General features: G+C 48.3%; 28 protein-coding genes, 1 tRNA gene and 2 pseudogenes. 14 read left to right on the top strand and 17 right to left on the bottom strand.

The window, feature by feature from the left end; genetic code table 11:
* Nucleotides 1-190 precede the first annotated feature (190 nt).
* From KUE00_RS06830 to KUE00_RS06820, 3 genes are read right to left on the bottom strand one after another with little or no spacing between them, the layout of a single operon-like run.
* Nucleotides 191-970, bottom strand: coding sequence for a TIM barrel protein (locus tag KUE00_RS06830; protein ID WP_246758927.1), 780 nt, complete (start codon nt 968-970; stop codon nt 191-193).
* Nucleotides 970-1,989, bottom strand: a complete 1,020-nt coding sequence (locus tag KUE00_RS06825; protein ID WP_246758926.1) for a Gfo/Idh/MocA family oxidoreductase — start codon at nt 1,987-1,989, stop codon at nt 970-972. The genes KUE00_RS06830 and KUE00_RS06825 overlap by 1 nt, the downstream gene beginning before the upstream one ends.
* Before the next feature lie 10 nt (nt 1,990-1,999).
* Nucleotides 2,000-3,448: a sugar porter family MFS transporter gene (locus tag KUE00_RS06820; RefSeq protein WP_246758925.1), complete on the bottom strand. Its 1,449-nt coding sequence runs from the start codon at nt 3,446-3,448 to the stop codon at nt 2,000-2,002.
* Nucleotides 3,449-3,634: 186 nt separating this feature from the next.
* On the opposite strand from KUE00_RS06820, the gene KUE00_RS06815 reads away from it, so the two are divergent.
* Together KUE00_RS06815 and KUE00_RS06810 are read left to right on the top strand one after the other, a co-directional pair.
* Entirely contained in the window at nt 3,635-5,596 is a 1,962-nt protein-coding gene (locus KUE00_RS06815; protein ID WP_246758924.1) for a sigma-54-dependent Fis family transcriptional regulator, read from the top strand.
* Between the two features lie 305 nt (nt 5,597-5,901).
* Entirely contained in the window at nt 5,902-7,752 is a 1,851-nt protein-coding gene (locus KUE00_RS06810) for an acyltransferase family protein (RefSeq protein ID WP_246758923.1), read from the top strand.
* A gap of 58 nt (nt 7,753-7,810) precedes the next feature.
* On the opposite strand, the gene KUE00_RS21840 is transcribed toward KUE00_RS06810, so the two are convergent.
* The 3 genes from KUE00_RS21840 to KUE00_RS06800 are packed head-to-tail and all read right to left on the bottom strand — an operon-like array spanning nt 7,811 to nt 9,169.
* Nucleotides 7,811-7,942, bottom strand: a complete 132-nt coding sequence (locus tag KUE00_RS21840; protein ID WP_281434520.1) for a hypothetical protein — start codon at nt 7,940-7,942, stop codon at nt 7,811-7,813.
* Between the two features lie 39 nt (nt 7,943-7,981).
* Nucleotides 7,982-8,881, bottom strand: a complete 900-nt coding sequence (locus tag KUE00_RS06805) for a DUF808 family protein (RefSeq protein WP_246758921.1) — start codon at nt 8,879-8,881, stop codon at nt 7,982-7,984.
* 15 nt (nt 8,882-8,896) lie between these two features.
* Nucleotides 8,897-9,169: a hypothetical protein gene (locus KUE00_RS06800; RefSeq protein WP_246758920.1), complete on the bottom strand. Its 273-nt coding sequence runs from the start codon at nt 9,167-9,169 to the stop codon at nt 8,897-8,899.
* A gap of 170 nt (nt 9,170-9,339) precedes the next feature.
* On the opposite strand from KUE00_RS06800, the gene yedA reads away from it, so the two are divergent.
* Nucleotides 9,340-10,254, top strand: coding sequence for a drug/metabolite exporter YedA (gene yedA / locus KUE00_RS06795; protein WP_246758919.1), 915 nt, complete (start codon nt 9,340-9,342; stop codon nt 10,252-10,254).
* Here yedA and KUE00_RS06790 read toward each other — a convergent pair.
* Both KUE00_RS06790 and KUE00_RS06785 read right to left on the bottom strand, forming a co-directional pair.
* On the bottom strand, nt 10,241-10,732 hold the full coding sequence (locus KUE00_RS06790; RefSeq protein WP_246758918.1) for a very short patch repair endonuclease: 492 nt from the start codon (nt 10,730-10,732) through the stop codon (nt 10,241-10,243). The two genes, yedA and KUE00_RS06790, sit on opposite strands and share 14 nt — an antisense overlap.
* Before the next feature lie 113 nt (nt 10,733-10,845).
* Nucleotides 10,846-12,231, bottom strand: a complete 1,386-nt coding sequence (locus tag KUE00_RS06785; RefSeq protein WP_246759290.1) for a DNA cytosine methyltransferase — start codon at nt 12,229-12,231, stop codon at nt 10,846-10,848.
* Nucleotides 12,232-12,386: 155 nt separating this feature from the next.
* On the opposite strand from KUE00_RS06785, the gene KUE00_RS06780 reads away from it, so the two are divergent.
* Nucleotides 12,387-13,049, top strand: a complete 663-nt coding sequence (locus KUE00_RS06780) for an epoxyqueuosine reductase QueH (RefSeq protein WP_246758917.1) — start codon at nt 12,387-12,389, stop codon at nt 13,047-13,049.
* Between the two features lie 84 nt (nt 13,050-13,133).
* On the opposite strand, the gene KUE00_RS06775 is transcribed toward KUE00_RS06780, so the two are convergent.
* A complete protein-coding gene (locus KUE00_RS06775) occupies nt 13,134-13,385 on the bottom strand; it encodes a DUF6364 family protein (protein WP_246758916.1) in 252 nt (83 codons plus the stop codon).
* Nucleotides 13,386-13,457: 72 nt separating this feature from the next.
* Nucleotides 13,458-14,162 carry a phosphohydrolase gene (locus tag KUE00_RS06770; protein ID WP_246758915.1) on the bottom strand — a complete coding sequence of 235 codons (705 nt, stop codon included), beginning with the start codon at nt 14,160-14,162 and terminating at the stop codon, nt 13,458-13,460.
* 559 nt (nt 14,163-14,721) lie between these two features.
* On the opposite strand from KUE00_RS06770, the gene KUE00_RS06765 reads away from it, so the two are divergent.
* The 3 genes from KUE00_RS06765 (at nt 14,722) to KUE00_RS06755 (ending at nt 16,346) form a co-directional block, all read left to right on the top strand.
* Nucleotides 14,722-15,381 carry a hypothetical protein gene (locus KUE00_RS06765; RefSeq protein WP_246758914.1) on the top strand — a complete coding sequence of 220 codons (660 nt, stop codon included), beginning with the start codon at nt 14,722-14,724 and terminating at the stop codon, nt 15,379-15,381.
* A gap of 22 nt (nt 15,382-15,403) precedes the next feature.
* Complete coding sequence (gene mtfA, locus KUE00_RS06760) at nt 15,404-16,171, top strand: DgsA anti-repressor MtfA (protein WP_246758913.1); 768 nt, start codon at nt 15,404-15,406, stop codon at nt 16,169-16,171.
* A gap of 99 nt (nt 16,172-16,270) precedes the next feature.
* A tRNA-Asn gene (locus KUE00_RS06755) sits at nt 16,271-16,346 on the top strand.
* A 75-nt stretch (nt 16,347-16,421) separates the two neighbouring features.
* On the opposite strand, the gene KUE00_RS06750 is transcribed toward KUE00_RS06755, so the two are convergent.
* The gene (locus KUE00_RS06750; RefSeq protein ID WP_246758911.1) at nt 16,422-17,648 is read right to left on the bottom strand and encodes an MFS transporter; all 1,227 of its coding nucleotides are present in this window, start codon (nt 17,646-17,648) and stop codon (nt 16,422-16,424) included.
* Nucleotides 17,649-20,087: 2,439 nt separating this feature from the next.
* On the opposite strand from KUE00_RS06750, the gene KUE00_RS06745 reads away from it, so the two are divergent.
* Nucleotides 20,088-20,552 carry an STM2901 family protein gene (locus KUE00_RS06745; RefSeq protein ID WP_246758909.1) on the top strand — a complete coding sequence of 155 codons (465 nt, stop codon included), beginning with the start codon at nt 20,088-20,090 and terminating at the stop codon, nt 20,550-20,552.
* A complete protein-coding gene (locus KUE00_RS06740) occupies nt 20,546-20,884 on the top strand; it encodes a DUF1493 family protein (protein WP_246758908.1) in 339 nt (112 codons plus the stop codon). Before KUE00_RS06745 ends, KUE00_RS06740 begins: the two co-directional genes overlap by 7 nt.
* A gap of 337 nt (nt 20,885-21,221) precedes the next feature.
* Here the strand turns inward: KUE00_RS06740 and KUE00_RS06735 are convergent, their stop codons facing one another.
* Nucleotides 21,222-21,629, bottom strand: a complete 408-nt coding sequence (locus tag KUE00_RS06735; RefSeq protein WP_343215881.1) for a glycoside hydrolase family 19 protein — start codon at nt 21,627-21,629, stop codon at nt 21,222-21,224.
* Here KUE00_RS06735 and KUE00_RS21835 point away from each other — a divergent pair.
* The 4 genes and pseudogenes from KUE00_RS21835 to KUE00_RS06720 form a co-directional block, all read left to right on the top strand.
* A complete protein-coding gene (locus KUE00_RS21835; protein ID WP_281434548.1) occupies nt 21,607-21,738 on the top strand; it encodes a hypothetical protein in 132 nt (43 codons plus the stop codon). The genes KUE00_RS06735 and KUE00_RS21835 overlap by 23 nt on opposite strands.
* A gap of 183 nt (nt 21,739-21,921) precedes the next feature.
* Nucleotides 21,922-22,389 (top strand): STM2901 family protein, encoded by a 468-nt coding sequence (locus KUE00_RS06730; RefSeq protein WP_246758906.1) that lies wholly within the window; start codon nt 21,922-21,924, stop codon nt 22,387-22,389.
* Nucleotides 22,383-22,700 (top strand): DUF1493 family protein, encoded by a 318-nt coding sequence (locus KUE00_RS06725; protein WP_246758905.1) that lies wholly within the window; start codon nt 22,383-22,385, stop codon nt 22,698-22,700. The genes KUE00_RS06730 and KUE00_RS06725 overlap by 7 nt, the downstream gene beginning before the upstream one ends.
* A 136-nt stretch (nt 22,701-22,836) precedes the next feature.
* Nucleotides 22,837-23,037 (top strand): annotated as a pseudogene (locus tag KUE00_RS06720) (site-specific integrase); the annotation flags it as partial.
* 98 nt (nt 23,038-23,135) lie between these two features.
* On the opposite strand, the pseudogene KUE00_RS06715 reads toward KUE00_RS06720, so the two are convergent.
* Nucleotides 23,136-23,309: pseudogene (locus KUE00_RS06715) on the bottom strand (NADP-dependent isocitrate dehydrogenase); the annotation flags it as partial.
* A gap of 140 nt (nt 23,310-23,449) precedes the next feature.
* Nucleotides 23,450-23,689 (bottom strand): DNA polymerase V, encoded by a 240-nt coding sequence (locus KUE00_RS06710; protein ID WP_246758904.1) that lies wholly within the window; start codon nt 23,687-23,689, stop codon nt 23,450-23,452.
* 199 nt (nt 23,690-23,888) lie between these two features.
* On the opposite strand from KUE00_RS06710, the gene KUE00_RS06705 reads away from it, so the two are divergent.
* Nucleotides 23,889-24,587: a hypothetical protein gene (locus KUE00_RS06705; protein WP_246758903.1), complete on the top strand. Its 699-nt coding sequence runs from the start codon at nt 23,889-23,891 to the stop codon at nt 24,585-24,587.
* A gap of 223 nt (nt 24,588-24,810) precedes the next feature.
* Here the strand turns inward: KUE00_RS06705 and KUE00_RS06700 are convergent, their stop codons facing one another.
* The 3 genes from KUE00_RS06700 to KUE00_RS06690 form a co-directional block, all read right to left on the bottom strand.
* Entirely contained in the window at nt 24,811-24,993 is a 183-nt protein-coding gene (locus KUE00_RS06700) for a hypothetical protein (protein WP_246758901.1), read from the bottom strand.
* Nucleotides 24,994-25,375: 382 nt separating this feature from the next.
* A complete protein-coding gene (locus tag KUE00_RS21900) occupies nt 25,376-25,519 on the bottom strand; it encodes a phage holin family protein (RefSeq protein ID WP_343215880.1) in 144 nt (47 codons plus the stop codon).
* Nucleotides 25,520-25,775: 256 nt separating this feature from the next.
* Complete coding sequence (locus tag KUE00_RS06690) at nt 25,776-26,162, bottom strand: hypothetical protein (RefSeq protein WP_246758899.1); 387 nt, start codon at nt 26,160-26,162, stop codon at nt 25,776-25,778.
* Nucleotides 26,163-26,781 lie beyond the last annotated feature (619 nt).

The following is a 26,781-nucleotide window of genomic DNA, read 5'->3' as shown; positions in this document are numbered from 1 at the left end:
AATAAAAAAAGGAAATAAGTATTGTCAGGTAACTTTAAGTGAGGAGCTGCTATATGTGGCGTGGTATGAATATCAAACGAGTCCATTGTTTCTTGAGCGGTGACTACAAGGTTATTCACAATGGAGCAACGTTTGATATCAAAAGTAAATTTTAACGACAGGTCACGGAAAGTGCCTGTCACCGTAATTTTTATAGTGTAAAACAGTCGCGAAATTGCAGCAGTGCGGCGGTACTGTCCCCACTGGCCCAACCTTCCATCGCTACCGTTCCCTGATAGTCGACCTCATGCAGCACGCGTGCGATAGCACGATAATTGATTTCACCTGTACCCGGCTGCTGACGGCCAGGCACATCGGCGACCTGAATTTCGCCTATTGCCGCGCCCGCTCGACGGATCAGGGCAATCAAATTACCTTCGCCAATTTGTGCGTGATAAAGGTCAAGATTCATTTTCAGCGCGGGGCTGTCAACAGTCTCTACCAGCGCCAGCGTATCGGCCGCCAGTGCAAACGGTGTTCCCGGGTGATCAACCGGCAGATTAAGGTTTTCTAGCGTAAATACTCGACCTGCGCCCTCACCCAGCCGCGCTATTTTACGTAACGTATCTGCAGCTTTTAGCCACATTTCACCGGTGATGGTTTCCACGGGCTTTACCGGCAGGCCTTTGTCATCGAGCCCGGTACCATGCAAATTGAGCGTCGGACAATTTAAGCGCTCTGCCACGGCCAGCGAAGCTTCCGCGCTTTGGAGCAGCTGTTGGATCTCTTCTTTATCGAGCAAATTACCTGACAGATAACCGGTCATAGAGGTAAAACGTGCACCAGTAGCAGCCAGCGCGGCAATGTCTTTATTGGCCCATCCCCAGATTTCAACACCAAAACCCAGCTCGTGAATACGCTTGACCCGTTCTACAAACGGCAGATCGAGAAAAACCATTTCGGCACATACGGAGAGTTGATAGCTGCACATTAGCGGCCTCCCAGCTTGACTGGCTGGCCGTGCTTCACGGATTCAATACAGGCTAACGCGATTTCAAGTGCGTTGCGTGCATCTTCGCCAGTAGCACGCGGCGTTTCTCCTGTGCGGATGCAGCGGGCAAACTCAATCATTTCCATTACGTAGGCTTCACGCAGCAGATCGGAGTCCATGCGGGAGGTTTCAATCGCGATGCCGTCGGCATGGTAACGCACGCAGTTAGTGGCGTTGATATGGCCAGCCTGTAACATGCCTTTACTACCGAAAACTTCACCACGTACGTCGTAGCCATAAACTGCCTGGAAATTGGCCTCAGCGGTGGCAATAGCGCCGTTATCAAAACGGATAGTCACTACCGAGGTGTCAAGTAACCCCTTATCTTTGAAATCCGGGCGCACCAACGCATCAGCCAGCGCATAAACTTCCACCGGCTTAGCGCCATAGTTAAAGTGCAACAGCGTATCGAAATCATGGATCAGGGTTTCAAGGAATATTGTCCATTGTGGTATGGGTGCCGGATCGCGTAAGGCTGGATCGCGGGTGACCGAGCGGCTTAATTGCGTTGTGCCATTCTCACCCGCTTTCACTGCTGCTATTGCGGCCGCAAATCCGCTGTCAAAGCGTCGGTTAAAGCCAACCTGCAATACCACGCCTGCTCCTTTGGCCGCTGCAATAGCACGGTCCGCCTCATCCAGCGTAACCGCCATCGGTTTTTCACAAAACACATGTTTGCCTGCGCTGACTGCGGCAATAACCCATTCAGCATGCGTGCGGGCTGGCGAAGCGATAACAACGGCATCAATTTCAGCATCCATTAACAGCTCATGCAGGTTGCTATAAGCTTTTTCAACGCCGAGTTTTTCGGCCAGTTTCGCCGCTGCGCCTGGCTGTGGATCGGCCACGGCTGCCAGAGTTGCACCGGGCACGCGCCAGGCAAGGTTTTCAGCGTGAAAGCTTCCCATACGTCCTGCGCCAATCAGGCCAACACGTACCGGTGGTTTTTGAAAAGTCATAATTTACTCCTTATTGTTCAGGGTTACCGATGTGGGTAGAAAGAGGTTCTAAAGGTCGCCGCGCCTCTTCGGCAAAACGACGGGATTTGGAAAGCATGAGGGGTTCAATATGCTCAAGCGAAACGCCGCGAGTTTCCGGCAGAAAACGTTTTACAAACCAGAACGCCACCAGGCATCCCAAAGCACACAGCATGAGCGGAAACGCGCCATGAAAGCGTGCCATCAGCAGGACGCTGCGGTTCATCATTGGAAAACTTTGCGTGACGATAAAATTCGCTACATACATGGATGAAAAAGCGAACCCCATTGCCACGGCACGAATACGGTTAGGGAAAATTTCAGATATCAGCAGCCAGGCACCAAGACTCCATGACAGACCAAAGATCAACACAAAGGCCACCAGACCAACTACCGGCAATAAACCTTCTACCTGCGTAATAAATGCCCATGAAGTAAACATCAGACATAGCGCACAGCCAAGCGCTCCCCAACGTAGCAACGGCGTACGGCCCAGACGATCAATCACGCTCAGGCAAACAGCTACCCCCACCAGTAGCGCAAGGCCCAAAAAAATGCTCTGGAATAGCGAAGTTTGCATGCTTCCAGAAATGTTTTTTAGCAGCGACGGCGCGTAGTAAAGCAGAATATTGATGCCGGACACCTGTTGCAGAACGGCAATAGCGCAGCCAATTAACAAAATGTAGCGGGCGCGTTGGTCACGTAAAATACTGCGCTGGTTTGACTGCGCGCTTTCGTGCCGGAAAGAAATAAGGATCTCCTGGAGTAAACGATCGGCATGCTGTCCGTTAGATAAACGCGTCAATACCTCATGGGCGCGCTCTGTTTTCCCTTTAAGCGCCAGCCATCTTGGCGATTCAGGCATAAACGGCACTAACAGCAGAAAGAGTGCACAGGGCACCACGCCAGAAGCCAGCATCCAGCGCCAACCTGCATTAACCAGCCACTCATGCGTCATTCCGCGCGCAATAAAGTAATTCACCACATATACGGTTACCTGACCGCCAACCATGAGCATCTGTTGCAAACCCAGCATGCGGCCCCGCCAGTCTTTTGGCGATATTTCAGCGATATACAGCGGAGTAATAGCGGAGGCCATGCCTACTGCCAGTCCGCCGATAAGCCGATAAATTACAAAATCGGTTAAGGAGTTGGCTAACGCTGCGCCAGCAGCAGAGATGACAAACAGAACTGCGGTAGCAATTAGCGTCGATTTACGCCCAATCCGGTCGGAAATGTAGCCGACCCCCCAGGCCCCGAAGACACATCCCAAAATAACATTTGAAACGGCCCAGCCACTTTCCCAGGGCGAAAGGTTGAAATGTTCCGAAAATGGATCGATAACGCCGGAGATAACCGAGGCGTCATAACCCAGGATAACGCCGCTTAGTGAAGCGATAGAGCAGATGAAAAGGATCAGCCTTAAATTATGTTTACGCATGTTATTTATTTCCTTTTTTGCGCAATGAGCACACTTGCCATAGCTATTGCAAAGCTGATGCCAATGACAAAAAAGGAAATTATGTGAGACGCGGCACGGATTTAACTCACAAAACGGCAATAAAATTTACATGTAAACTTAACATGTCAATAAAATGTACATTTCATTTGCTATGCGGAGCGCGCTATGTACGCCATTGAACGTTTGCCTTTTAAAGATGAAAGCGACCCTATTTTTAGCCTTCCGACCAATACGGAATTTGCTCACTGGGACAATTTGCTTTGGCAAGGCTGGCATAGCTTTGAACGAGGTGAAAAACCTGCCTGGATACGGCCCGGCATTTTGCAATCCTGGCAGCGCTCGCAAATGCGCAATATCGATTTATCCTCCTTTAATTACGTTGCTCCTCCCCCCGATGAACTGGCCAGTATCCTTGAACACAATGCAGCGCTAATCCGGGTAGCACAGAGCATTATGGAAAACCTGCTGGCCTATAACCCGGATAGTCATATTAATTTGACCGATGCCCAGGGGGTAACGCTACATTATTGTGGTGCCGATTTAACGCCGGTTGGCAGTATTCTTCGTGAAGACGTGCTGGGTACAAACTGCACGGCCCGCTGTCTGACAGAGCAGCGACTGGTATATGTATTAAGTGGTGAAAACTGGAAGCTGGCTTTGCGCAAACGCAACCGCCAGTGTGCCGCTGCTCCTGTTCGCGATGCCAGCGGGCAGCTTATTGGCGTTCTGACGCTGACCGCTACGCCAGATAATTTCAATACGCATACGCTGGGCACCGTTCAGGCAGCAGCAGAAGCCGTGGGCCAACAGCTGATGCTGCAACGATTGCTGGCAGAGCAACAATCCATCCTGGAAACGCTGAATGAAGGCGTGATTGTCAGCGATCGTTTTGGGCGCATCAAAACCCTCAACCGCTATGCCCGGCAAATATTTCCCGGGCTCGACCCGGATAGTGGCTCTATCGACACGCTTCTACAGCCACAGGAGGGTTCTTTGCTTACTATGCCGTTTTGCAACGATCGTGAATTGCAATTTGTTCCGGGCGGCCTGCAGCCTGTTTCCTGTCTGATTTCATTAATGCCAGCGCCTGACGGCGGAAGGGTATTATCGCTGCGCGAAAACCAGCGTATCCGTGCTATTACGCGTAGAGTGATGGGTGTTAGTGCCAGTTACCGTTTCGAAATGATCCGGGGTAATGCGCCATCGCTATTACAGGCCATGCAAAAGGCTCGCGCCAGCAGCCGAACCGACAGTACCGTATTGCTGACCGGTGAAAGCGGTACAGGTAAGGAGCTATTCGCACAAGCAATTCATAACGCCAGTTCACGCCACCAGGAACCTTTCATTGCGTTGAACTGTGGCGCATTGCCAAGAGATTTAATACAGAGCGAGCTGTTTGGCTACAGTGATGGTGCCTTCACTGGATCACGTCGTGGCGGTTCGGCGGGCAAATTTGAGCTGGCTGATGGCGGCACTCTGTTTCTTGATGAAATTGGTGAAATGCCGCTGGAGGCGCAAACCAGTTTGCTGCGCGTATTGCAGGAAAACGAAGTGCTGCGTATTGGCGCAGCACACCCCATTCGCATTAATGTGCGCATTATCGCCGCGACTCACTGTAATTTGCTGGATGCGGTGGAGAAAGGGGCTTTCCGTCGAGACCTCTACTATCGACTGAACGTCATTTCGCTGGAAATTCCACCGCTGCGTCAGCGGCAGGAAGATATTCCCGAATTAGTTAATGGTTTTATTCAGTCACTTTGTGCCCGTCTTAAACGTATCACTCCGCGCGTAACAGCCGAGGCCCTGAGCTGCATGCAAAACTGGCACTGGCCCGGCAACGTGCGCGAACTTGAAAATCTGGTCGAGCGTATGGTCAATTTATGTGAACAACTGGAGATCGACTGTCAAGATTTACCTGAGGAAATGACCCGCACGAAAGCAGGAGTAAGCAGTACAGATACGCTGCCTTCATTACAGCACAATGAACGCCAACATGTGCTGAAAGTAGTCAGTGAGAAAAAAGGCAATCTACGCCAGTCCGCGCAGCAACTGGGGATTTCACGTACTGCACTTTATAACAAGTTGAACCAGTGGCAGGTAGATATAAAGCTTTTGAGAGGACAATAGCTCAATGTTAATACCGGGCATTCCGCTTATGTGAATGTGAATATTGTTAATACTTAACTATTTATGCTATTGCCAGAGTCCCGCTTCCTGATAATACTGCATTGGATAGTGTAACAAAAGAAGCACACTGCCTTACCCCTTCTGAAAAATTCAAATAAACAGTGACTTATAAAAACATCAGCGGCACTAATCTGAAAAATGCCGTTTAGGCTTCGTTTAAGATGATACTGGTTTAGTTAACACAAATTTACCTATATTGTCTTTATTTTACGTAGCTTTGTAACATTCCTCTGACAGGAGTTTCTGTGAATATCAAATATCGACCGGATATAGACGGCCTGCGCGCGTTAGCGATCGTGCCCGTTTTACTCTTCCATGCCGGCTTCAGTACGTTTTCAGGCGGCTATGTCGGCGTTGACGTTTTCTTTGTGATCAGTGGTTTTTTGATTACTTCCATCCTGTTGAAGGATATCCATAACAGCAGCTACAGCATTATCGACTTCTATGAACGGCGTATTCGTCGTATTTTCCCCGCCCTGTTTTCGGTGATTCTATTTGTGCTGCTGGTGGCGCCTTTTGCGCTGCTGCCTGACGACTACAACTTCCTGCCAAAAGAGGTTGCCGGGGCGCTGCTGTTTGTGTCGAATATCGTCAGCTGGCGCAAGTCGGGCTATTTCTCCAGCGATGCTGAAGAGCGGCCGCTGCTGCATACCTGGTCGTTGGGCGTCGAGGAGCAGTTCTATATCTTTGCGCCAATTATCCTGTTCTTTATCATCGTTAAGCTGAAGCGCAAGCCCGACCTGTTCCTGCTGGGTATTTTTGCCGCCTCTTTCCTGTTAAGCATTTTCCTTACCGGCCCGAAACCTTCCGCCGCTTTCTACCTGCTGCCTTCACGCACGTGGGAACTCATGGCCGGTTCACTGCTGGCGCTGAACCGCGTGGCGAAGCCGCGCAGCGCTTTGCTTAATGAGCTGATTGCGTTGGCCGGTTTTGCCGCTATCGTCGGCAGCGTTTTCCTGTTCAATGCAAAGACGGCGTTTCCTGGCTATGCCGCCGCGCTACCGGTTTTTGGCAGCGTGTGCATTATCTTTGCGGCGCAGCAAACGCTGGTTGGCAAGCTGCTGTCGCTGAAACCCGTGGTGTTTATCGGGCTGATTTCCTATTCGCTTTATCTGTGGCACTGGCCGCTGATTGTCTTTTTCCGCAACTGGAATCTGCTGATGGACAGCAGCGGACGCTGGCTGGTGGTCGCGGTGTCGTTAGTGATCGCCACGCTTTCCTGGCGCTTTATCGAACGTCCTTTCCGCAACCGCAGCGCCTTTCCTGCCGCGCGCTTATATAAAACCAGCGCCGTCGGCCTGGCCATTCTGGTCGCGGTGAGCGCGGCAACCTGGACCAAAGGCGGCTGGCCAACGCGCTTTAGCCCGCAGACGCAGGCGTTTATCGCGGCGCACAAAGACTTTAGTCCGGCCAGAAGCAGCTGCCACTTTAACGGCGGCGTGCCGGAAACGTCGAGCTACTGTCACTTTGGCACAGAGAAACCGACGGTAGCCGTCTGGGGCGACAGTCATGGTGTAGAACTTTCCCGCGCGCTGGGTAATAACCACGTTTCGCTCTATGAAATCACCTATTCCGCTTGCCCACCGGCCCTTGGCTTCCAGCTGGACGTGCGGCCGAACTGTATTGCGCACAACCAGCGCGCCATCAATTTTATCGAAGCGGACAAGGCGATTAAGGTGGTGGTGATGGTGGCACGCTATGAAGCTTATCCCACCTCGTTCTACCGCAATCTGAATGAGAGCGCTGAGCAGCTGATGGCGCACGGCAAGAAGGTAATTATTGTTGGACCAGTGCCGTCGCCGGGTGTTGATGTTCCTACCACGCTGGCGCGTGGACGCGATCCGCAGTTCGCCTTTAACAATCCGGCGTTCGACAATATCAAAAAGTATATTGATGCTGGCGTAGTGCGCTTTATGCCCTCTTCCGTGCTCTGTCAGCAGAATAAATGCAACATGCTGGTCAACGGTAAACCGCTGCTGTTTGATAACAACCATCTGAGCATGGCGTCAGCGAATTACGTGGCGAGCTATCTGTCGCGTACCGTTAATGCGCAACAGCAGCAGCCCAGCCAGCCGCAAAGAGTGGCAAACCTGTAAAGAAGACATAAAAAAAGCGGAAGAGAGGCTCTTCCGCTTAAAAGTTTTGACGCCAGGGTTAGATTTTGCAGCCTTCGCAGTCTGCTTCATCGCCCAGGTCAGTCGGCACTTCGCTGGCTTTTTTTTCCGCGTTGGCTTCCGCCTGCTCCAGCTCGGCATCAATATCAAATTCAAACATATCGTCTTTCATCTTCGCTCCCGGTTTGGTGAAGGGCTGTCTTTATACTGATTATGACCGCAGTTTGCCAGCCAGATTTACCACGCACAGCACGATCGATCCGACAATAAAACCGAGTACCAGGTTGGCGCCGTTGCTCACCAGCGAGCTGACGATGCCACCGTACCCGGCGGCCAGATGCTCAATATAGTGATGAATAAACGGCACGCCGTGCGCAATAATCCCGCCGCCGACCAAAAACATCGCCAGCGTGCCCACCACCGTCAGCACCTTCATCATTTTAGGTGCCAGCGTCAGCAACACACCACCGATACCCTGCGCCAGCGACGAAGATTTCTGTTTCAGCCACAGGCCTAGATCGTCGATTTTCACAATGCAGGCTACGATTCCGTATACGCCAATCGTCACCAGAATAGCGATACCCGCGAGGATAACTATCTGATTAAGCAGCGGCGCCTCTGACACGATGCCCAGCGTGATCGCCACGATCTCCGCTGACAGAATAAAATCGGTGCGCACCGCGCCTTTTACCTTTTTCTTCTCAAAGGCGGCCGCTTCCTGCTGTGAGAGATTACGTAGCCGCTGTTCGCGCGCCTCGTCGCTGTTCTCTTTTTTACCGTGCAGGCTGTGAACGACTTTCTCTACGCCTTCATAGCTCAGGTAAGCGCCACCGAGCATCAGCAACGGCGTAATCGCCCAGGGGATCCAGGCGCTGATTGCTAACGCCAGCGGCACCAGAATCAGCTTATTTAAAAAGGATCCTTTTGCCACACCCCAGACCACCGGCAGCTCGCGGTTGGCCTTGACGCCGCTAACCTGCTGCGCGTTCAGCGACAGGTCGTCGCCCAGCACGCCAACCGTCTTCTTTGCGGCGACTTTGCCCATCACCGAAATATCGTCCATCAGCGTGGTGATATCGTCCAGTAACGTCAGTAAACTACTTCCTGCCAAAATACCCTTCCTTATTTAATGTTCATCATGCTGGCAGCAGGGGCAGACTTCCACCGCCGCTACCGCCATATCCGCCACGCCATCGCAATCCCACTCTACCCGTACCGGCGCGTTTTCAGCCAAATCGTGATGCAGAAATTTGCTGACCGGACTTTCGGTCATCCCGCTAATCTCTTCCGTGGCAACCAGGCGATTGCCAACGAAAATGCGCGCGGTGGCCTGCGTGTTGACCATCCGCTCGCCGCTGAGTTTATACAGCCGCCTGACTGTCAGTTTGATACTGGCCATCACCGCCTCTGTTACAGGATGTTAAAGAGAGCATACTAAGCAAGTATGCGCGAGAGATGCAAATTATGTGGCCTGAATCGCTTTTTCAGCTAAAAAAAGTGACTATTCATCTGGTTGAAACAAGATTTTAACGTTACCGTAACCGCCTTTTATCTGCACCGAGAAAATTTATGTTACGCCGCTCGCCCGCTTTGCTTCCTCTCCTGGCCGCTTTGTTTGCCCTTTACTTTATCTGGGGCTCAACCTATTTCGCGATCCGCGTGGGCGTGGAGAGCTGGCCGCCAATGATGATGGCCGGACTCCGCTTTCTGCTGGCCGGGACGGTGCTGCTGGTTTTCCTGCTGCTGCGTGGTGAAAAGCTGCCCGGCTGGCGGGCGACAGGCAATGCCGCGCTGGTCGGCATTATGCTGCTGGCGGTCGGCAACGGCGCGGTAACGATTGCAGAGCACCAGCAGGTGCCGTCCGGCATTGCCGCCGTAATGGTCGCTACCGTGCCGCTGTTTGCCATGTGCTTTAGCCGCCTGTTTGGCATGCCTGGCCGCTGGATAGAATGGCTGGGAATTGCCGTCGGGCTGGTGGGCATTATTCTGCTCAACAGCAGCGGACATCTGGCCGGTAATCCCTGGGCGGCATTGATGATCCTGATCGGCTCTGTCAGCTGGGCGTTTGGCTCGGTATGGGGATCGCGTATTGCTCTGCCTGCGGGCATGATGGCTGGTGCAGTTGAAATGTTAGCCGCCGGCATGGTTTTGCTGCTGGGCAGCCAGCTCAGCGGCGAAAAGCTGGCCGCTGCGCCCGCGCTGTCCGGGTTTCTGGCGCTGGGCTATCTGACGCTGTTCGGTTCCGTTATCGCTATCAACGCCTATATGTTTCTTATTCGCAACGTTAGCCCGGCTATCGCCACCAGCTACGCCTATGTTAATCCGGTGGTTGCCGTATTGCTGGGGATGGGATTTGCCGGCGAGAGCCTGACGCCGCGCGAATGGCTGGCGCTGGGCATTATCGTGCTGGCGGTGGTGCTGGTGACGCTGGGCAAATATCTTTTCCTCGGCAGACCGGTGATTAAATCCGTCAGGGCTGATTAGGACGGGCATCGTCCAGTGGATGAATACCCTGCCAGTCAATTTCGCCGTTGCCTTCTGCGGCGAAAATCCACTCCTCCAGTCGGGAACCGATAGCTTCATCGCTCAGCTTCTTTTTATTGCGCAACGCGCATTCCCAGATAATCATTACCCGCCAGCCGCTTGCGCTGAGTTCCTGGATAAAGCGTTGGTCGCGCTCGACGTTACCGTTGATTTTGTTAAGCCAGAATTCGGTTCGCGTGGCGGGGACTTTGAAAAGGTAGCAGTTATGATGATGCCAGAAACAGCCGTGGACAAAGATAATGGCCTTGTGGCTCTCCAGCACAAAATCCGGTTTTCCCGGTAGCGACTTGTCCTGCACGCGATAGCTGAAGCCCAGGTTTGCCAGCAGTTCCGCCAGCCGGGTTTCAATCGCCGTATCCTGCGTGCGGATGGCGCGCATGTTTTTACTGCGGATTTCTGAGGTATGTACGTCAGCCATAGCACCTTCCTTATCGTGGCTTAAGTATAGTGCCCTTCTGTGCCAGCGGCCGCAAAGCAATCAGCAGCAGTGGGCGCGCCGCACTGCTGCTGATTTATTCAGATGGCCGACCTTTAGCGAGAAGCTTTCTTCTGCTTTACCGCCTGCGCAATCCAGGGCTGAAGCAACCTGGCGACCGCGGCAAAAGCGGGTACCACCACCGAGTTGCCAAACTGGCGATAGGCCTGGCTGTCCGAAACCGGAATGCGAAAGCTGTTGCCGCCTGGCGTTTCAAAGCCCATCAGGCGAGCGCACTCCCGTGGCGTCAGGCGACGCGGACGGCGCAGCTGGTTTTGCGGATGGTCAAAATCTTCTTCGCCAAGCATTTTGTCCCAGCCGCGATCGATCAGGATTTCCGAACCGTCCTTATAGTAACGGGCAGAAAGCGTGCGCACCACGCCGTGCTCCTTCTGCGGATCGACCAGGCCGTAACCAAAGCCGTTGCCTTTCGCCTGATGCTTTTTGGCGTAGTTGTAGAGATATTTCCACAACGTTGGCGTCAGAATATATTTTGCTGCCACTTCCTTATCCAGCAAATCGCGCAGCATCACGCGCTGCTGCGGATAGAGCGAGGAAAGGACAGAGAGGCTGAATTTTGGCAGTTGCAGATCGCGCCTGAAGCCCACCAGCACAATACGCTCGCGGTGCTGCGGCAGGAAGTGTTTACCATCGACGATTTTGGGATCCGCCGCGCCGTTGATTTCCGCATCGGCCACGTCATAGCCCAGCTCGTCCAGCGTCTGCATAATGATGCGGAAGGTTTTACCCTTATCGTGGCTTTTCAGGTTTTTGACGTTTTCCAGCACGAAAATAGCCGGTTTTTTCGCGGTAATAATGCGGGCCACGTCGAAAAAGAGCGTACCCTGCGCTTCGCACTCAAAGCCGTGGGCGCGGCCCAACGCATTTTTCTTCGAGACGCCCGCCAGCGAGAACGGCTGACAGGGGAAACCGGCCAACAATACGTCGTGATCCGGCACCTGCTGGTCAATATGCCGATAGGCTTCCTGCTCGCTAACCGGGCTGGCGCTGAGCGTGACGTCGCGGATATCCTGGTTAAAGACGTGCGCCTGCGGATCGCAATACCAGTTCGCCTTATAGGTTCTGACCGAGTATTTATTCCATTCGCTGGTAAACACGCACTGGCCACCAATAGCTTCGAAACCGCTGCGGATACCGCCAATGCCGGCGAACAGATCGATAAAACGAAAAGCATAGTGCGGATGGTGCGCCGGCGGTTGCGGCAGCATAGCCGCCAGCGCGCTGGCCTCCGCCTCGCTTAACGGATTGCCCGCTCCTTTCAGCCAGCGGCTTAACGCTTCCCGCGTCCAGCTATGGTGACCAACCTGTTGTAGCGTTGCCACAAGCGTTTTGCTGTCGTACACGGCCAGCAGGCGCTGCATTAGCTGCTGGTCTTCTGTGTACTGGTCTGGTGCTGCTGCGATGCTGTCGAACTCGCTCATAATCACTCGGTTAACGGAAATAAACGCCTGCCAGTCTATCACTTCAAGGGGTGAAAGCCAGGTAACCCGCAGACTTTTATAGCGGACCTGAAGCCGTGACATTGCACGACCATCCGCCTAAACTTGCCCTGTTTAAAAAAATGGAGCCTGATACAATGAGCGATATCACACGTCCGCCGCTAACCTTGCCGAATGGCGCTGACAAACTGCTGCTGCACTCCTGCTGCGCGCCCTGCTCTGGCGAAGTCATGGAAGCCATTGCCGCGGCCGGGATCGACTACACCATCTTCTTCTACAACCCGAATATTCATCCGCAAAAGGAATATCTGCTGCGTAAGGAAGAGAATATCCGCTTCGCTGAAAAGCACGGCGTGCCTTTTGTCGATGCCGACTACGATACCGATAACTGGTTTGAGCGTGCCAAAGGAATGGAATGGGAGCCGGAACGCGGCGCGCGCTGCACTATGTGTTTCGATATGCGTTTTGAACGTACCGCGCTTTATGCGCATGAACACGGTTTTCCGGCGATGACCAGCTGTTTAGGTATTTCGCGCTGGAAAAACATGCAGCAGATTAACGACTGCGGTGAACGCGCCGCGGCGCCTTATCCCGACCTGGTATACTGGGACTACAACTGGCGTAAGAAAGGCGGTTCGGCACGCATGATCGAGATCAGCAAGCGCGAACGGTTTTATCAGCAGGAATACTGCGGCTGCGTCTATTCGCTGCGTGACAGCAATCTGCATCGCAAAAACCAGGGTCGTCCGCTGATTAAGCTTGGCGTGCTCTATTACGGCGATGAAGAAGAGAAGTCATAAAGCCCTGTCGGCGGGCAGAATGCTGCTTTAATCGCTTGCGCAGTAGCAACCCCCTGATGCGCTAATCAGGGGAAACCGCCATGCTTATTTCTTTTTCTTAGATTTTTTCAGCAGCGCACGAACCTGCTTAAGCTCGCTAGCGCTCAGCTGCGCGTCGGCTTCTTCCGGCACGCTCTGATTATCGACGGCAGGTTCCTGCTGCTGCGCAGCAAGGCTGAGCTGTAAAAGCTGGCTAACTTCCTGGCTTAGGGAAGTCTGGTTTTCCTGCGCCAGGTTTTTCAACGTCTCTTTAAGCGCGGGATCGATTTTTAAAGTTAAGCTGACGGTATCGTTCATACTGATTCTCCTGATAAATGTCTGCCACACGGTAGCCTGAAAAATTTAGTTTAACTATACTGTCACAAAAATTTAATATTTCTCTCGCGCCTCGATAAACTCCCGCAGCACATCCGGATCCAGCTCGCAAAATTCCCCTTTTAATTCCGCACAAAGTTTTGCCATGTAGGTTATCAGAAAGTCGGCGTTGTGCTCCGCCAGGCGTCTTCCCTCAACGGTTTGCATCGTTTGCGGCAGCTTGAGCAGTTTTTTCTGGAAATGATCGAGCGCCCACTCGGTATCGTTTAAAGGACGCTCTTTGCCTAACGGATCGGCGCTATCAAACAGCGAGCGGCCCAGCGCGCCGGATACATAGAACACGCGCGCCAGCCCGATAGCGCCCAGCGATTCGAGACGATCGGCATCCTGCACGATTTTTGCCTCCAGCGTTTGGGCTGTGACGCCCGCGCTAAAGCTATGCGCGTGAACCACATGCGCCACCGCCTCATATTTATCTTCAGGAAAGTCGGAGAATTCTTCGCGCAGAATACGCCGCGTCTCTACCGCCGCCTGCGCCGAAGCCAGATGGCGCTCGGGGTGGTTTTTGGGCAGATTGACGATATCGTGAAAATAGCAGCCGGTTAGCACAACCAGCTCATCGACCGTCATCCCTTTCATAATACGCTGTGCCGTTAGCCAGACGCGTCGCAGATGCGCCACGTCATGCGCTTTATCATCCTGCGGCCAGCTGGCATGCAGCCAGTTCTCAAAACGTGTTTGCCAGTGAGCGAGTGACATAGACTTCTCCTTATAGTTTGGACTTGTCGAAACGTCAGTAAGTTAAGTCTCTTCACTGCGAGGCAAGAGATCGTCCACCTCATGGTTATAACGTTAATTTTAACGCTTTCACAACAGGTTTCACTTCATCATCCAGCGCGAGCTGGCTTGTTTTTAGGCAAATGGTTAAATATTTATAATGTAGTATTTGCAATTAGTTATCGGCATTTTGCCGCACAGTAAGTTAGAATCAAAGCCGAGCGGCACGTTGTTTTTATCTTGCAAATCACCAAAAGCGCCAGATTATGTTGCGCTATAATGACTGTAAGGGATTGTAAAGACGACATATCTCAAATTGACGATGTCAGCATTTTGCCGATATCCAGAGGCCGGTCAGATCAGTAATTTACCGCCTGCGTAACAAAGAAAACGGGCGTAAACAACTGGTCCAAAAATAAACAAGCACAGCTAATGTTTGCTTTACTCTTACTGCACTTTTTTAACACAGAGCAGCCCGGGCTGCCCTTTCGTCTGATGGCTGTGAACGGTGTTTTCACTAATAAGTAACAGGGGTCAAATTATGAAAGAACGCCCGATTTTGTTTAGCGATCAACGGGTGCGCGCGCTCCTCTCCGGTCAGCAGACCCAGACCCGACGTATTATGAAGTCACAACTCTTTGGCCCAGGTCAGGATAACCACGAAGGTTGCTACGGTATTGACGTACTGAACAATCACCTACAGGGCGACCGCGTAATGGGCATGGAGAACTTAAGCTACCACTGCCCTTACGGTCAGCCTGGCGACCGGCTGTGGGTCAGGGAAACCTGGCGCGGCCCGGTAGTGCCTGCCGATGCGATGGCCGAATATGAACGCAATCCGGCCCAGTTTAAATCATCGGCCTGGTGCCGCTACCGCGCGGATACCAGCGAGTTTTCCAGCGCGGGCGAGGAAGATGAGCATTTCGGCTGGCAGGCAGGCATTCATATGCCGCGCTGGGCCAGCCGTATCGATCTGATGATTACCGGCATTCGCGTCGAAAAAATCCAGGATATCAGCGATGACGACGTGCTGGCCGAAGGCGTGCAGACCGACTCCCACTTTTTAAATAACTTTTTCACCATGCACAGCGAAGTCGTTTCACCAAAAGATGCCTGGCGCAAACAGTGGGCATTACAGTATGGTGGCACCAGTTGGGAAGTTAATCCCTGGGTTTGGGTGATCGAGTTCAAACGGGTGTAATCCTGCCCTTAAAGGTGGCGCGATGATCAAATGGTTGAGGGCCACAGAGGCAACGTTTGATGAAATGCCCTGGCGAGAAGCCATGGCCATTCCCCTGCTCGGGGCATTGAATGAGGCCGAGCAGCAGCAGCTGATCCTGCTGGCGGCGCGTTTCCTGCAGCAAAAACGGCTGGTAGCGTTACAGGAGTTTGTGCTGGATGACGTGAAGTCAGCACGTCTGGCGCTGCTGTTTTGCCTGCCGGTTCTCAACCTTGGCTACGAATGGCTGGATGGCTTTCACGAGGTGTTGATTTATCCGGCACCTTTCGTTGTGGACGACGAGTGGCAGGATGAATTTGGTCTGGTACATCGTGAAAGCATGGTGCATTCCGGCCAGAGCTGGCAGCAGGGACCAATCGTGCTCAACTGGATGGACGTGCAGGATTCTTTCGATCTCTCCGGCTATAACCTGGTTATCCATGAGGTTGCACACAAGCTGGATAGCCGTGGCAGCGGTTATGCTAACGGTGTTCCCGCTATGCCGTTACGTAACGTGGCCGCCTGGGAGCAGAATTTACACGCGGCTATGGCTTCTATTCAGGATGAAATTGATCTGGTTGGCGAAAGCGCCGCCACGATTGATGCTTATGCGGCCAGCGATCCGGCAGAGTGTTTTGCGGTACTGTCAGAATATTTTTTCAGCGCGCCCGAGCTGCTGGAAGAACGTTTTCCAGCGCTTTATCAGCATTTCTGCCGCTTTTACCGTCAGGAGCCGCTAAAGCGCGTGAGTAATGACGAAATCGTACATTAACCGTGCCGGTTGTTTTAAAGATAGCCAGTTGAAAGCGTTAAACTTTTTTCCTGTTGACACGGCGAACCACCCTCGCTACTATGCGCTCCATCAACCGATTCCTCTGTAGTTCAGTCGGTAGAACGGCGGACTGTTAATCCGTATGTCACTGGTTCGAGTCCAGTCAGAGGAGCCAAATTTAAAAAAGCCCGCTCTTATGAGCGGGCTTTTTGCTGGAAAATATTCAGTCACCCTTCCGCATCAATAATGGCTAATCGACTTCTGTCAGATTAATGCCAGTTACGTTTGGCAGACACAGCGCGGCAATAATTCCAGTGCAATATGACACAATCGCCAGTATGCCCATCGAATAGCCTAAAGCAAAATGACTCGACGCAATTCCTACCAGAGCAGGCATTAATGAACCAAAGCCGCGTCCAAAGCTGGCGCAAAAACCAGCCCCGCTACCGCGAATATGCGTTGGATAAAGTTCAGAAAAAGCGGGTGCCAGACCTGAAGCTAAACCGCCCTGCAAAGCACCCAGGAAAAACCCCAGTACAAGCGTGATATTTAAGCTGAAGCTGGCAAACATATAAACGCTGACCACCGCCATCTGGCACAGCAGAAACAGTATGATAGTTTTCCAGCGGCCAAATTTATCGCTTAGCCTGCCGTAAAGAAATGGCCCGACTAACGAACCAAGGATATTTATCGCTAAATAGCCGGACATAGATACTACCGGCAAGCCAAGCTCCATACGTAAATAGGTTGGCAGCCAGGTGATCATTATGTAAGCCCCGCCAAATATTCCACTTGCCAGGACTGTTGCCGTAACGGTAATACGACGATGGCCGGACTGAAATATCTCTGTGACTTTGCCAGATTTTTTATCTGCCCTTGAAAAAACGGGTGATTCAGGGACCAGACGACGAATGAACCACACTAAAACCGCAGGCACTATGCCGATAAAAAAGAACACTTTCCATGCCGTTTCCTGCGGGAAAAAGTTCAGTAAAACAGGTAAAACAGCCAGCGAAATGGCATAGCCAATTGCGTATCCACTTTGAATCGATGCCCCAACCCGTCCACGATAGCTGGCGCGAATAACTTCGCTGATTAGTACTCCTCCAACGACCACTTCTCCGCCGTAGCCCAGGCCCTGTAAAAAACGAACGATAAGAAACTGCCAGAACTCGCCGCATAGCGCAGTAAGTGCCGTAAAGCAGGCAACCCATAATACCGTTAGCTGCATGACGCGTATGCGGCCCCAGCGATCGGCCAGCATACCCGAGCTCCACCCTCCAAGCGCGCTACCGATTAACGATGCGGAGCCTAATATACCGGCCTCAGATTTAGTCAGTATGGCCAGGCTTAATAAAATTGGCATCACCAGCGCAAAAATCGTGCTGTCCATGGAGTCAAGGACGAATCCACCTAAACATGCCCACCAGGTCTTTTTTTCATTTCCGGTGAGTTCGCTATACCATCCTGTTTTCATTTTTCACCTGCTATTGGCTATAAGAAACAAAAAGAGAAGCTTTTTTAAAGAAAGTTTTTTTGATGGTGCCTTTTAGAAATATATTAAAAATAAAATAGACAACAGCGATTCCGTAATCTTTTGTGAGCGTTATCCCATTACTGCTCGGATATAAAACGAAGAAAAATACCATCCGTATGTTTCGAGGAAAAATAAAATCACTAATACTTATTCAGCTATGAGTTTTGTTTATCGCGCACTGATTTATTGTGGCAGGAGTGGCGTAGGTAAAATCGCCGTTAATTTACCCCTGAATTTTTATACGCATTTTTAAACACAGTATTGAGAGGGAACGGGAAGCTAATTTTCAATATCGAATATTAACGAACGAAATAATTATTCATTTCTCTTGATAAAAAATAAAATCGGGCACCTGACTTCAACGGCACCAGGTATCAAAAAATAAATGAGAAGACTAATGTTAAAGAGGTTGATAATAAACCAGCTTTTTCTCTAATAAAATAACCCCAACCAAAATAAATAAGCATAACCAATAAAAAATGCATCCGATAAACCTTTTCCTCAGGCCAATCAAAATCGCCTGATATGTCGTCGCATCACGCTCTACCCGATTCTTAAGAAAAGCAATTTCTTTTGAATTAAACCCGTGCTCCACAAGTTTTTTCCATTTCGCAATTATTTACATGAAAAACCTTGACTAATTTCCCTCGATGTTGGCTATGACAACCTATTTAATGTTGAGAACAACTAAACCCGGTTAATCACAAATTTTATGGGTCATTTTCGATATGTTTTTACACCGGAGAAACTGGCGATTTTCCGTATAAGTCGGATGGGTACAGGCACATGCAACCGGGAAAAATTCGCCCCCCATTTAAAATCTTAAATTCACTGCGAACTTTTGATAATCATCACAGAAAAAAATTACGATATTTAATATAAAAAACCGCTTTAACAGGCCGAACTCTCAACATTTATTCAAAAGGGAATTTTTATGAGTGCCATAACCCCAGATATGCCACGAGCATTTGGCGATGGCGTAACGATATCCGGCGTTGAAGCTATTGCGAGCTGGGCCGTTGGAGCTGCATCAGGCGCGACAATAGCAGCACTTCAGTATGGGGAAACTTGCTGGTGGTAACTCACAAAATTAAATGGGCTATTTTAAGCGCCGTAATTCTTATTATTGTTAATTCAATTTTTAAATACTTTTCCACTGAGGAATTTTGGACAATAAAAAACATATTCCAGGTTTTTATTACTGCTGTACTAATCGCAATCGTTAACTATAAATTTATAAAATAGATTGAAGAGCGGTTTACTTCCCTTCTTAAGTCGTAAACTACATGCGGCAGCGTTTAAATTTTTACTTATCTGGGTTAAAGCTTTACGGGATATATAACTATCTGACAACGCTTCGGTAAACAGGCAAAAAAAATATCAAAAGCGCGCTGATTGGTGTCATCGGTGCGCCTTACTTACGTTTCGCCAATTATTTTTATCGGTAACCAATCGCATCACTCAGACGATGATTACGACGACCAGTTTTATAATGGTTCGGATCCCTGTCATCCGCTTTCCCTTATCGAGAAACTGCGACCGACCAGCGCAGCCCTCATATTTTTCCATAGCAGATCGCTCTATTATCAAAGCTTGCTTGCTATATTTAAACCTCTCAGGAGCAGTTTCAAAAAAGACCGGCTACCAGCCGTTTTTTTGTGCCTGCTTTATAGCAAGTCGAGATAGTTCAATAAGCTATCTTTTTTCGCTACTGGAAGCCCACAACGCAGATAGATCAAAGTTTTACTGTCATAATCTCTATTTGCCGGTAAACGGCTTTTTTGTGCACAGGAAACGCATCTGAAATAGCAGTATTCAAGTTTCTCGAAGATCTTCCAGGCAGGTCTGTTTTAAGCATTTTCGCGTGACCAGCGGCGACGCATGCTGTCCTTACAGAAGGAGACTTTTTTATCGCCGCCTTTTGGTGAAACAGAACAGGGAATTGATATTCAAAAACTCGTGGGCTAAAAATCACAAAAAAAGACGGACAAATGTAATGATGACCACGGCAAAGGATTGAACAGGCCCGCCACCTTCTTTCGTTAACAGGTCTTTAAAGCTGCGCTGGTAAATCTCGATCCACTCACCAGCCTGACGCAACGTGAAATGGTGATTGAACTAAGCGAGGTTCTGTACAAAATCAACGGTCGTAACCATCCGCCGCCCGCGCGGGCTATCTTGATACTCACTCTGTAAGCTGTTTTGATGTCATCACAGCGCGCCATTGCTGCCTTCCCACACAACTATTTTTAGATACAGTGGTAATGCCCATTACTAGAAGCGAGCGATACGGTTGCAGTCCGCAATTATGTGTTTACGTAACCTCGAAAAAAATCCATATTAACAGCTCCGATACAACTATTAGCTTAAGGATGAGTGATGGATACTGTTGAAGAACTGAATAACACATATTATTACGCAGGTAGATCTAATCTTACTGCCTGTGAACTGCTTTTCATGATATTTTGTGAAAAAACTGTCGAGCAATTGGGCCTTGGCATCGCGGATTTTAGTGCAGTCGTTGCTCTTTTAGCAGGCAGGAACGATCAGTTAACGCGAACAAAACCGCGTGATGCGCTCGAGGGAACCTCGCGCTTATCTAAGGCGTCGCGTAGAGTTTTCGGAAATGCAAAATTTCCCTATGGAATTAGGTTGCCGACCTTTATTGGTGGCTATACACCCCGGACGATGAAGCTGAGAATGGTTGCTAAAATAGGGACATTTACTGGCCGTACTATCCCCGTTGTGGGGTGGATGATTTTGGCTTCAGACATGTCAAAAATTTCATATAAAACAGTTCGTGATTATAATAGTATTGCACGCGGTAAGGATAAAATATGGTGACGGATGAAGAAGTTTTGAAGTTTTTCCGTGATGATCTTTCTATACCTGTTAACTGGAAAGGGAAAGCAGTCCCTCTTGAACTTGATACGCATTTGCAGGATTATGCGGCCCCAGATGAATTACCGTATACTATAGAAGATTTCGGTAAAAAATTTAAAATTGATGTATCAGTAATAGATATGAATTATTACTGTCCAATAGTAAGAATTCCATTCATTAAGCAACTTATAAATGGTAAAAAATTAAAAAAAGAAAAACTCAAAAATCGGCCAGAATTTACTGTGCGAATGTTTGCAGAGTCTGCGAAAGCAGGCCGCTGGCTATACGATTGATTCAGGCAAGGCCCGGCAATGGCCGGGTCTAAGCCGAAGTCACCAACCTGGCAGCTTTTTATCTGGGGCGGTCTTTTATCTGGGAGTCGCCGCTTCATTCCCAAATCTTTTATGTCAATAGCTTAACGTCAACTTTTATCTTACGTTAAGCTCACAGGCTTATAGTTTACAGGCGACGCATTCGAAAAAATCCCACTTTGAAAAGATAGTACGCTAATGTTAGAAAAAACTAATATTGCGTTAACTGATATTATGTATACTTATACTATCTTTTTTTCCTTGGGCTGTGTGCGGATATTGCAGTAATCACGTTAAAGCATTACAGCCTTTTCTTGGGCTAAAATAAACGCCTGTCAGGTAATCTATGTTCACCACCATTAATCCTGTGTGTCATTGCCACAATATCATCTTTATCTGCCAGCCTGTTTAACCCATGCTGCGTCCAGAAAAGACCTGCTGAATCAAGGGCGAGTATTATATCACTGGCTAAAATTTCAGGATGATGAATCAAATCTTTGTATAAATCTTCGCCAGTTTTATCGTAATTATAACGACCCGTGATTGGTATGAATCCTCTTCCTCTTGATATATAACCGTCACCTCGCTTAGTTTTTCCCAACTGCTTGTTGCCTTCATAGGCATTATGATTCGGGTCTATACCCTGCTCGGTTAATGAAGAAAAGCCCTTACTTCCTTTACAAAGCTGCGCAAGAAAGTGGCAGATGCTTAATCTCGATCCACTCACCAGCCTGACGCAACGTGAAATGGTGATTGAACTAAGCGAGGTTCTGTACAAAATCAACGGTCGTAACCATCCGTCGCCCGCGCGGGCTATCTTGATACTCTCTCTGTAAGCTGTTTTGATGTCATCACAGCGCGCCATTGCTGCCTTCCCACACAACTATTTTTAGATACAGTGGTAATGCCCATTACCAAAAGCGAGCGATACTGTTGCAGTCCGCAATTATGTGTTTACGTAACCTCGAAAAAAATCCATATTGACAGCTCCGATACAACTATTAGCTTAAGGATGAGTGATGGATACTGTTGAAGAACTGAATAACACATATTATTACGCAGGTAGATCTAATCTTACTGCCTGTGAGCTGCTTTTCATGATATTTTGTGAAAAAACTGTCGAGCAATTGGGTTTAACGATAGCTGATACAGGAGCGGTTATCGCAATAGTTTCAGGCAGAAATGATATCCCAACCAGAACCAAGCCTGGTGGCACGATTGTGAATACGTCACGAGCCTCAATAGCTTCACGTCGTGTTTTTAAAAATGTAAAGTTCCCATACATGATTAAGCTGCCAACATTAATTGGTCACATTACCAATCCCAAAAGTCTAAAAATAAGAATGGTTGCAAATATAGGGACATTTGTAGGACGCACGATTCCTGTGATGGGCTGGCTTATTTTAACGTCTGACGTATCGCAAATTACATATCGTACAATGATAGATTATAACCGCATTGCAAGAGGTAGTGATAAAATATGGTAGATAACATTGAAGGTAAAATATTTGAGTTGGTGGGGGCGTTCACCGGATTCGGATTAAAAGAGCTATCATTGACTGCTGAAACCGATATTGATGCGGATTTAAAACTGGACGATAGTGAGGCTGAAGAGTTGATGGAGATATACTTTAATCAATGTAGAGTTAAAAAGCTAAATTTTGATATTAATACATATTATCCCCAAAAGCCGTTATCATTAAATCCATTCAAAAAAAAACCTCCTGTAGCCGTGCCAGCTTTTACGATTGGAATGTTAATTGAATCAGCAAAAGCAGGACGCTGGCTATACGATTGATTCAGGCAAGGCCCGGCAATGGCCGGGCCTGATGCTACTTTAATAGCTGTAGCGCTAAATCTTCGGTCAGGTCCGGCTCGCCTTTTGACAGCTTCACTACCATATTCGCTAAACGCTCATTCGTAACCGGTCGACTTTCAGTAAGGCTCAAGACAAAGCAAATATTGCCCGGGCTGAAGGGACGCCGGCAACGTTTCATGAACAGCCTTCGCTGTCTGAACGGTTCTCGAGGGAACAGGGAGTGGATACCAGACTTTTACTGGGTCATAAATCGCAAAGACAGACCGACAGATATCATGACGATCGGGGCAAGGAATGGTTGCTTGTTGCGCTTTAAAAGGGCGGGTTTTGATAAAATTTTGATAACCGTTAGCAGGCTATCAAAAGCCAACACAATTTCAACAACCGTGTTGGCTTAGTGTTGCAAGAAGCAGCTTACATATGCTGAATCATAGCATCGCCAAACTCTGAAGATTTCAGCAGCTTAGCGCCGTCCATCAGACGTTCGAAGTCATAGGTAACGGTTTTGGCAGCAATCGCGCCTTCCATACCTTTAACAATCAGGTCTGCGGCTTCGAACCAGCCCATGTGACGCAGCAGTATTTTTGCAAAGTAGTGTTATGTTACTGATAAGCATAGATTTTACCTATGCTTTATGCAGGGATGTGCTTCACAATTAATGTCTTGAAACCCCTTTAAAATCAGCTCACTGCTATGAGTTTTGGGGAATAAAATCCGCGGCAAATCCTTCAAAATTCACCATTGTTTGGATTTAATAGTTGGAATGTTCGCCTGTCGCCTGCTTCCGTCGATACATCTTTAAAGCTGCACTGGTAGATCTCGATCCATTCATTAGCCTGCCGCAACGTGAAATGGTGATTGAACTTAGCAAGGTTTTGCACAAAATCCACGGTAGCGACTGTCCGGCGTCCTTGCGAGCTTATCCTGATACTTTCTCTGTATGCTGCAATGTCATCATAGCGTGCCATAGCTGCCTTCCCAGTAAACTGTTTTTATATACAGTATTTAGGTGGACTTGAAATGGCAAGTAACTTATCTGGATTATTTGTTTACACAACGACAACATGAACACATTATAACTGTGGTTAATAGATAACCATATGTTTCTGCTGTGTATGTTGTGAGTCCCCATCAGCAGATCTATGAAAAACAACAAGGATTGTAAAAATGTCACATAATGTATTACTAGCGGAGAAACTTGAAGCAGACAGGTATTTATCTTTACTATTGGAAAAAAGCATACACAAAACAAAAGAAGAAGCATTAAAGCAAGCTAAACTCATTGAAAGTGGAATCCAGCGTCTGACATGGTATTCCTCTTGTTTTTTTGAAAACTATAAAGATGTTTGTGAAAAACAAAAAATTGAAGATATACGATTTGCCAAGGCGCTTATTAAAATAATAAAAAACCTAAACTCTAATGTTATAAATGAAATGGTCACTATATTTGTTGACCAAATGGTAAGAGGCTTATCCGATGAAAGAATCAGAAATATTACGCGAATATTAGCACGAAATGGTTCATCGATTACAACATCAACATTAACAAAACTTTCCTTTAGTTATACTATTGCTTCTGCTGTGAGTTCAGGTTTTGATATGCGCGCTGCTATCGATAGCGCCACCACTGTGTGGACAGGAAGAGCTGTTTTAACTGCAAATTTATACGGTTATGTCCAAAAAGCCGCGAATGCAGCAGAAAGGCTAAAAAAGAGAAATTTAATTTATTATTCTGCGCTTTATCAAGAAGAATTAGAAATGCTTTATTTTCTTATTGAACCCTTAATCAATAGAGTTGATAACTTTGGCAGATCATTCCTCACAGATCAAGAGATAGCGAGTAATATTTTAAGGATTACATCATGAAAAAAATGCTAGGGGTTTTTTGGCAAGATTTAATAAGAATAATTACGAGAATATACTTGCCGCTATGTACAACTGTAATCTTCGCCATGATTGCAGCCAACTTCTGGCCTGATTATTTTCATGTTACTACTTTTATCTATCTGGTTATTTCCTTTTGCGTTAGCGATTATCTTTTTAAGAAAAAACCCAAATGATATAAAGCCCGGCAATGCCGGGCCTGTTGTTATTTAAGTATCTGCAAAGCAAACCCTTCTGCTAAATCCGGATCACCGTCTGATAGCTGTCGAATCATCTTTGCCATGCTCTCATTTGTGACCGGCTGCCCCGCGGCCAGCAGTTGAATAGCGGCCTCGCCGAACAACTGGCATACAGCATCGCGTGCCTGTTCTGTGAAATCCGTTTCCATAACCTTTCCTTTATTGCGATGAATTACACCACCGAATAATAAGAAAGTTGCTCGTTACCGATCCCCTCACTATCTCCTGACTCTACATTAAAAACAATCACTCCAGAAATATAATCACTGTACGTAATCGGCGATGGAAACCACGTACTTAGCCCGATAATAGACTAATACGGCGAGCTAATCGGCACTGCTGTCAACGTTCCTACACCGGGTCCGTTCTTGCTGAGTTCAACGTTTCCCGTAGCATAATCTGTAATAGCATAAAGCTGCGTTAGTTGGGATGTGCTGAAGCTGTCGGAAGACGTCATTACCGTATCATCCATTGACGTTCGTGCTATCAGTGTCATTCTGCGCTACTGGTATAGTTTGTACTGACGGCAAACTAAGCTTTATTTCTTTTTTTTATCCCTGTCAGACGTTCCCAGAAATAATTTAGCGCCGCAGATCCCATTGTCCCGGACATGCCAGCGGCAGCGAGCGTGTAATAGATGCTGAGGCGCGATTCCATCACGCGCAGTCTGCCCATCAATCCGGCAAAACCTGGCACGACAACTTGCGCAAGAGCAGCGATCCAGCTCCACGCTGGATTTTTCCTGTAAATCTAAAAATATATTTAATCAGTCTGCCCCATATAGACATAAAAATAATGAGCACCGAGGCCAATAGGCCATAGGTGCCGGGGCTCTATGTGGCATTTTCATAGCTTCGCCTTCATGAGCGGGTGGCTGTGTTATAAGAGAAATAAAAAAGGCCTACCGAAGTGAGCCTTTGAGGTATTAAAGTTAATTTATATCCTGACTATCTTTATAAATATTTCCCAAAACATTTTTTATACAAATCGGCATCATTCTCTGTCTGAAGAAACTTCTGGCTTCAGAATAAGGAGTTGTCATTCCTTCTTGCATTTTTCTAAACCCTTCAGCCCCTTCAATAGAAACTTTCACAAAATCAGTTTCATCTATCTTGAAATCTGATAATGAATATCCAGATTTTTTGAATTTTTTGACCTCTCCGTCAACTATATACGAAATATTTGCATCGGTTGCCATAGCCTTATCGGTTATTTGCCATTCCATTTCGCATAAATCTTGAGCAGCTTTTTGAGGGTTACTGATGGCGGCAAAAGATGGACTAGCCAATAATACAAAAATAAAAGCTAATAATTTCATAGCCCCTCCTTGAGAAAAGAAGAACTTTAACCTTAAACCTGGCAAAGGTGAAGGCCGTACTAATAAAATGCAAACAATAACTCCCCCCGCGATTATGCCAGGGCTTAAATATTTTATGTTTATAAGACCACTACATCTCCGATCTTGTCTGTTCAAATCTGGCCCTTTCTAAGGGGGCAAGTACTTTACCAACCTTGATACAGCTGAATGAGCTATAACAGCTGCTATGCGCGCCAGTGCTCACAGCATAGAAATTGTGGGGGCATTTATCCTTTCCGAACGCTGGCGTTTGACCATACTGTCAGTTACCGGGTTATTACTTACCTTAAAAAAGGAAGCACTGAGCTTTACCTACGTCAAAATTCAGAATTGTTCTTGAATACAAACTCTATAATGGCAAACCTTATATCGCGCCTTCCATACCTTTAACAATCAGGTCTGCGGTTTCGAACCAGCCCATGTGACCCAGCAGTATTTTTGCAAAGTAGTGTTATGTTCCTGATACGCGCAGACTTTCCCTATACTTTATGCAGGGATTTACTCCACAATTAGTGTCTTGAAACCGCTCTAAAATCAGCTGACTGCTATGAGTTTTGGAGAATAAATATCTGCGGCGAAT

This window comes from Erwinia phyllosphaerae (assembly GCF_019132875.1).
GTDB classification, from domain to species: Bacteria; Pseudomonadota; Gammaproteobacteria; order Enterobacterales; family Enterobacteriaceae; genus Erwinia; species Erwinia phyllosphaerae.
This window is presented reverse-complemented; position numbering and strand designations above follow the sequence as displayed.

Coding starts and splice junctions, on each gene's coding strand:
- KUE00_RS06830 (WP_246758927.1), bottom strand. CDS start 970: ATGTGCAGCTATCAACTCTCCGTATGTGCCGAAATGGTTTTTCTCGAT.
- KUE00_RS06825 (WP_246758926.1), bottom strand. CDS start 1,989: ATGACTTTTCAAAAACCACCGGTACGTGTTGGCCTGATTGGCGCAGGA.
- KUE00_RS06820 (WP_246758925.1), bottom strand. CDS start 3,448: ATGCGTAAACATAATTTAAGGCTGATCCTTTTCATCTGCTCTATCGCT.
- KUE00_RS06815 (WP_246758924.1), top strand. CDS start 3,635: ATGTACGCCATTGAACGTTTGCCTTTTAAAGATGAAAGCGACCCTATT.
- KUE00_RS21840 (WP_281434520.1), bottom strand. CDS start 7,942: ATGAAAGACGATATGTTTGAATTTGATATTGATGCCGAGCTGGAGCAG.
- KUE00_RS06800 (WP_246758920.1), bottom strand. CDS start 9,169: ATGGCCAGTATCAAACTGACAGTCAGGCGGCTGTATAAACTCAGCGGC.
- yedA (WP_246758919.1), top strand. CDS start 9,340: ATGTTACGCCGCTCGCCCGCTTTGCTTCCTCTCCTGGCCGCTTTGTTT.
- KUE00_RS06790 (WP_246758918.1), bottom strand. CDS start 10,732: ATGGCTGACGTACATACCTCAGAAATCCGCAGTAAAAACATGCGCGCC.
- KUE00_RS06785 (WP_246759290.1), bottom strand. CDS start 12,231: ATGAGCGAGTTCGACAGCATCGCAGCAGCACCAGACCAGTACACAGAA.
- KUE00_RS06780 (WP_246758917.1), top strand. CDS start 12,387: ATGAGCGATATCACACGTCCGCCGCTAACCTTGCCGAATGGCGCTGAC.
- KUE00_RS06775 (WP_246758916.1), bottom strand. CDS start 13,385: ATGAACGATACCGTCAGCTTAACTTTAAAAATCGATCCCGCGCTTAAA.
- KUE00_RS06770 (WP_246758915.1), bottom strand. CDS start 14,162: ATGTCACTCGCTCACTGGCAAACACGTTTTGAGAACTGGCTGCATGCC.
- KUE00_RS06765 (WP_246758914.1), top strand. CDS start 14,722: ATGAAAGAACGCCCGATTTTGTTTAGCGATCAACGGGTGCGCGCGCTC.
- mtfA (WP_246758913.1), top strand. CDS start 15,404: ATGATCAAATGGTTGAGGGCCACAGAGGCAACGTTTGATGAAATGCCC.
- KUE00_RS06750 (WP_246758911.1), bottom strand. CDS start 17,648: ATGAAAACAGGATGGTATAGCGAACTCACCGGAAATGAAAAAAAGACC.
- KUE00_RS06745 (WP_246758909.1), top strand. CDS start 20,088: ATGGATACTGTTGAAGAACTGAATAACACATATTATTACGCAGGTAGA.
- KUE00_RS06740 (WP_246758908.1), top strand. CDS start 20,546: ATGGTGACGGATGAAGAAGTTTTGAAGTTTTTCCGTGATGATCTTTCT.
- KUE00_RS21835 (WP_281434548.1), top strand. CDS start 21,607: ATGCTTAATCTCGATCCACTCACCAGCCTGACGCAACGTGAAATGGTG.
- KUE00_RS06730 (WP_246758906.1), top strand. CDS start 21,922: ATGGATACTGTTGAAGAACTGAATAACACATATTATTACGCAGGTAGA.
- KUE00_RS06725 (WP_246758905.1), top strand. CDS start 22,383: ATGGTAGATAACATTGAAGGTAAAATATTTGAGTTGGTGGGGGCGTTC.
- KUE00_RS06710 (WP_246758904.1), bottom strand. CDS start 23,689: ATGGCACGCTATGATGACATTGCAGCATACAGAGAAAGTATCAGGATA.
- KUE00_RS06705 (WP_246758903.1), top strand. CDS start 23,889: ATGTCACATAATGTATTACTAGCGGAGAAACTTGAAGCAGACAGGTAT.
- KUE00_RS06700 (WP_246758901.1), bottom strand. CDS start 24,993: ATGGAAACGGATTTCACAGAACAGGCACGCGATGCTGTATGCCAGTTG.
- KUE00_RS21900 (WP_343215880.1), bottom strand. CDS start 25,519: ATGGGCAGACTGCGCGTGATGGAATCGCGCCTCAGCATCTATTACACG.
- KUE00_RS06690 (WP_246758899.1), bottom strand. CDS start 26,162: ATGAAATTATTAGCTTTTATTTTTGTATTATTGGCTAGTCCATCTTTT.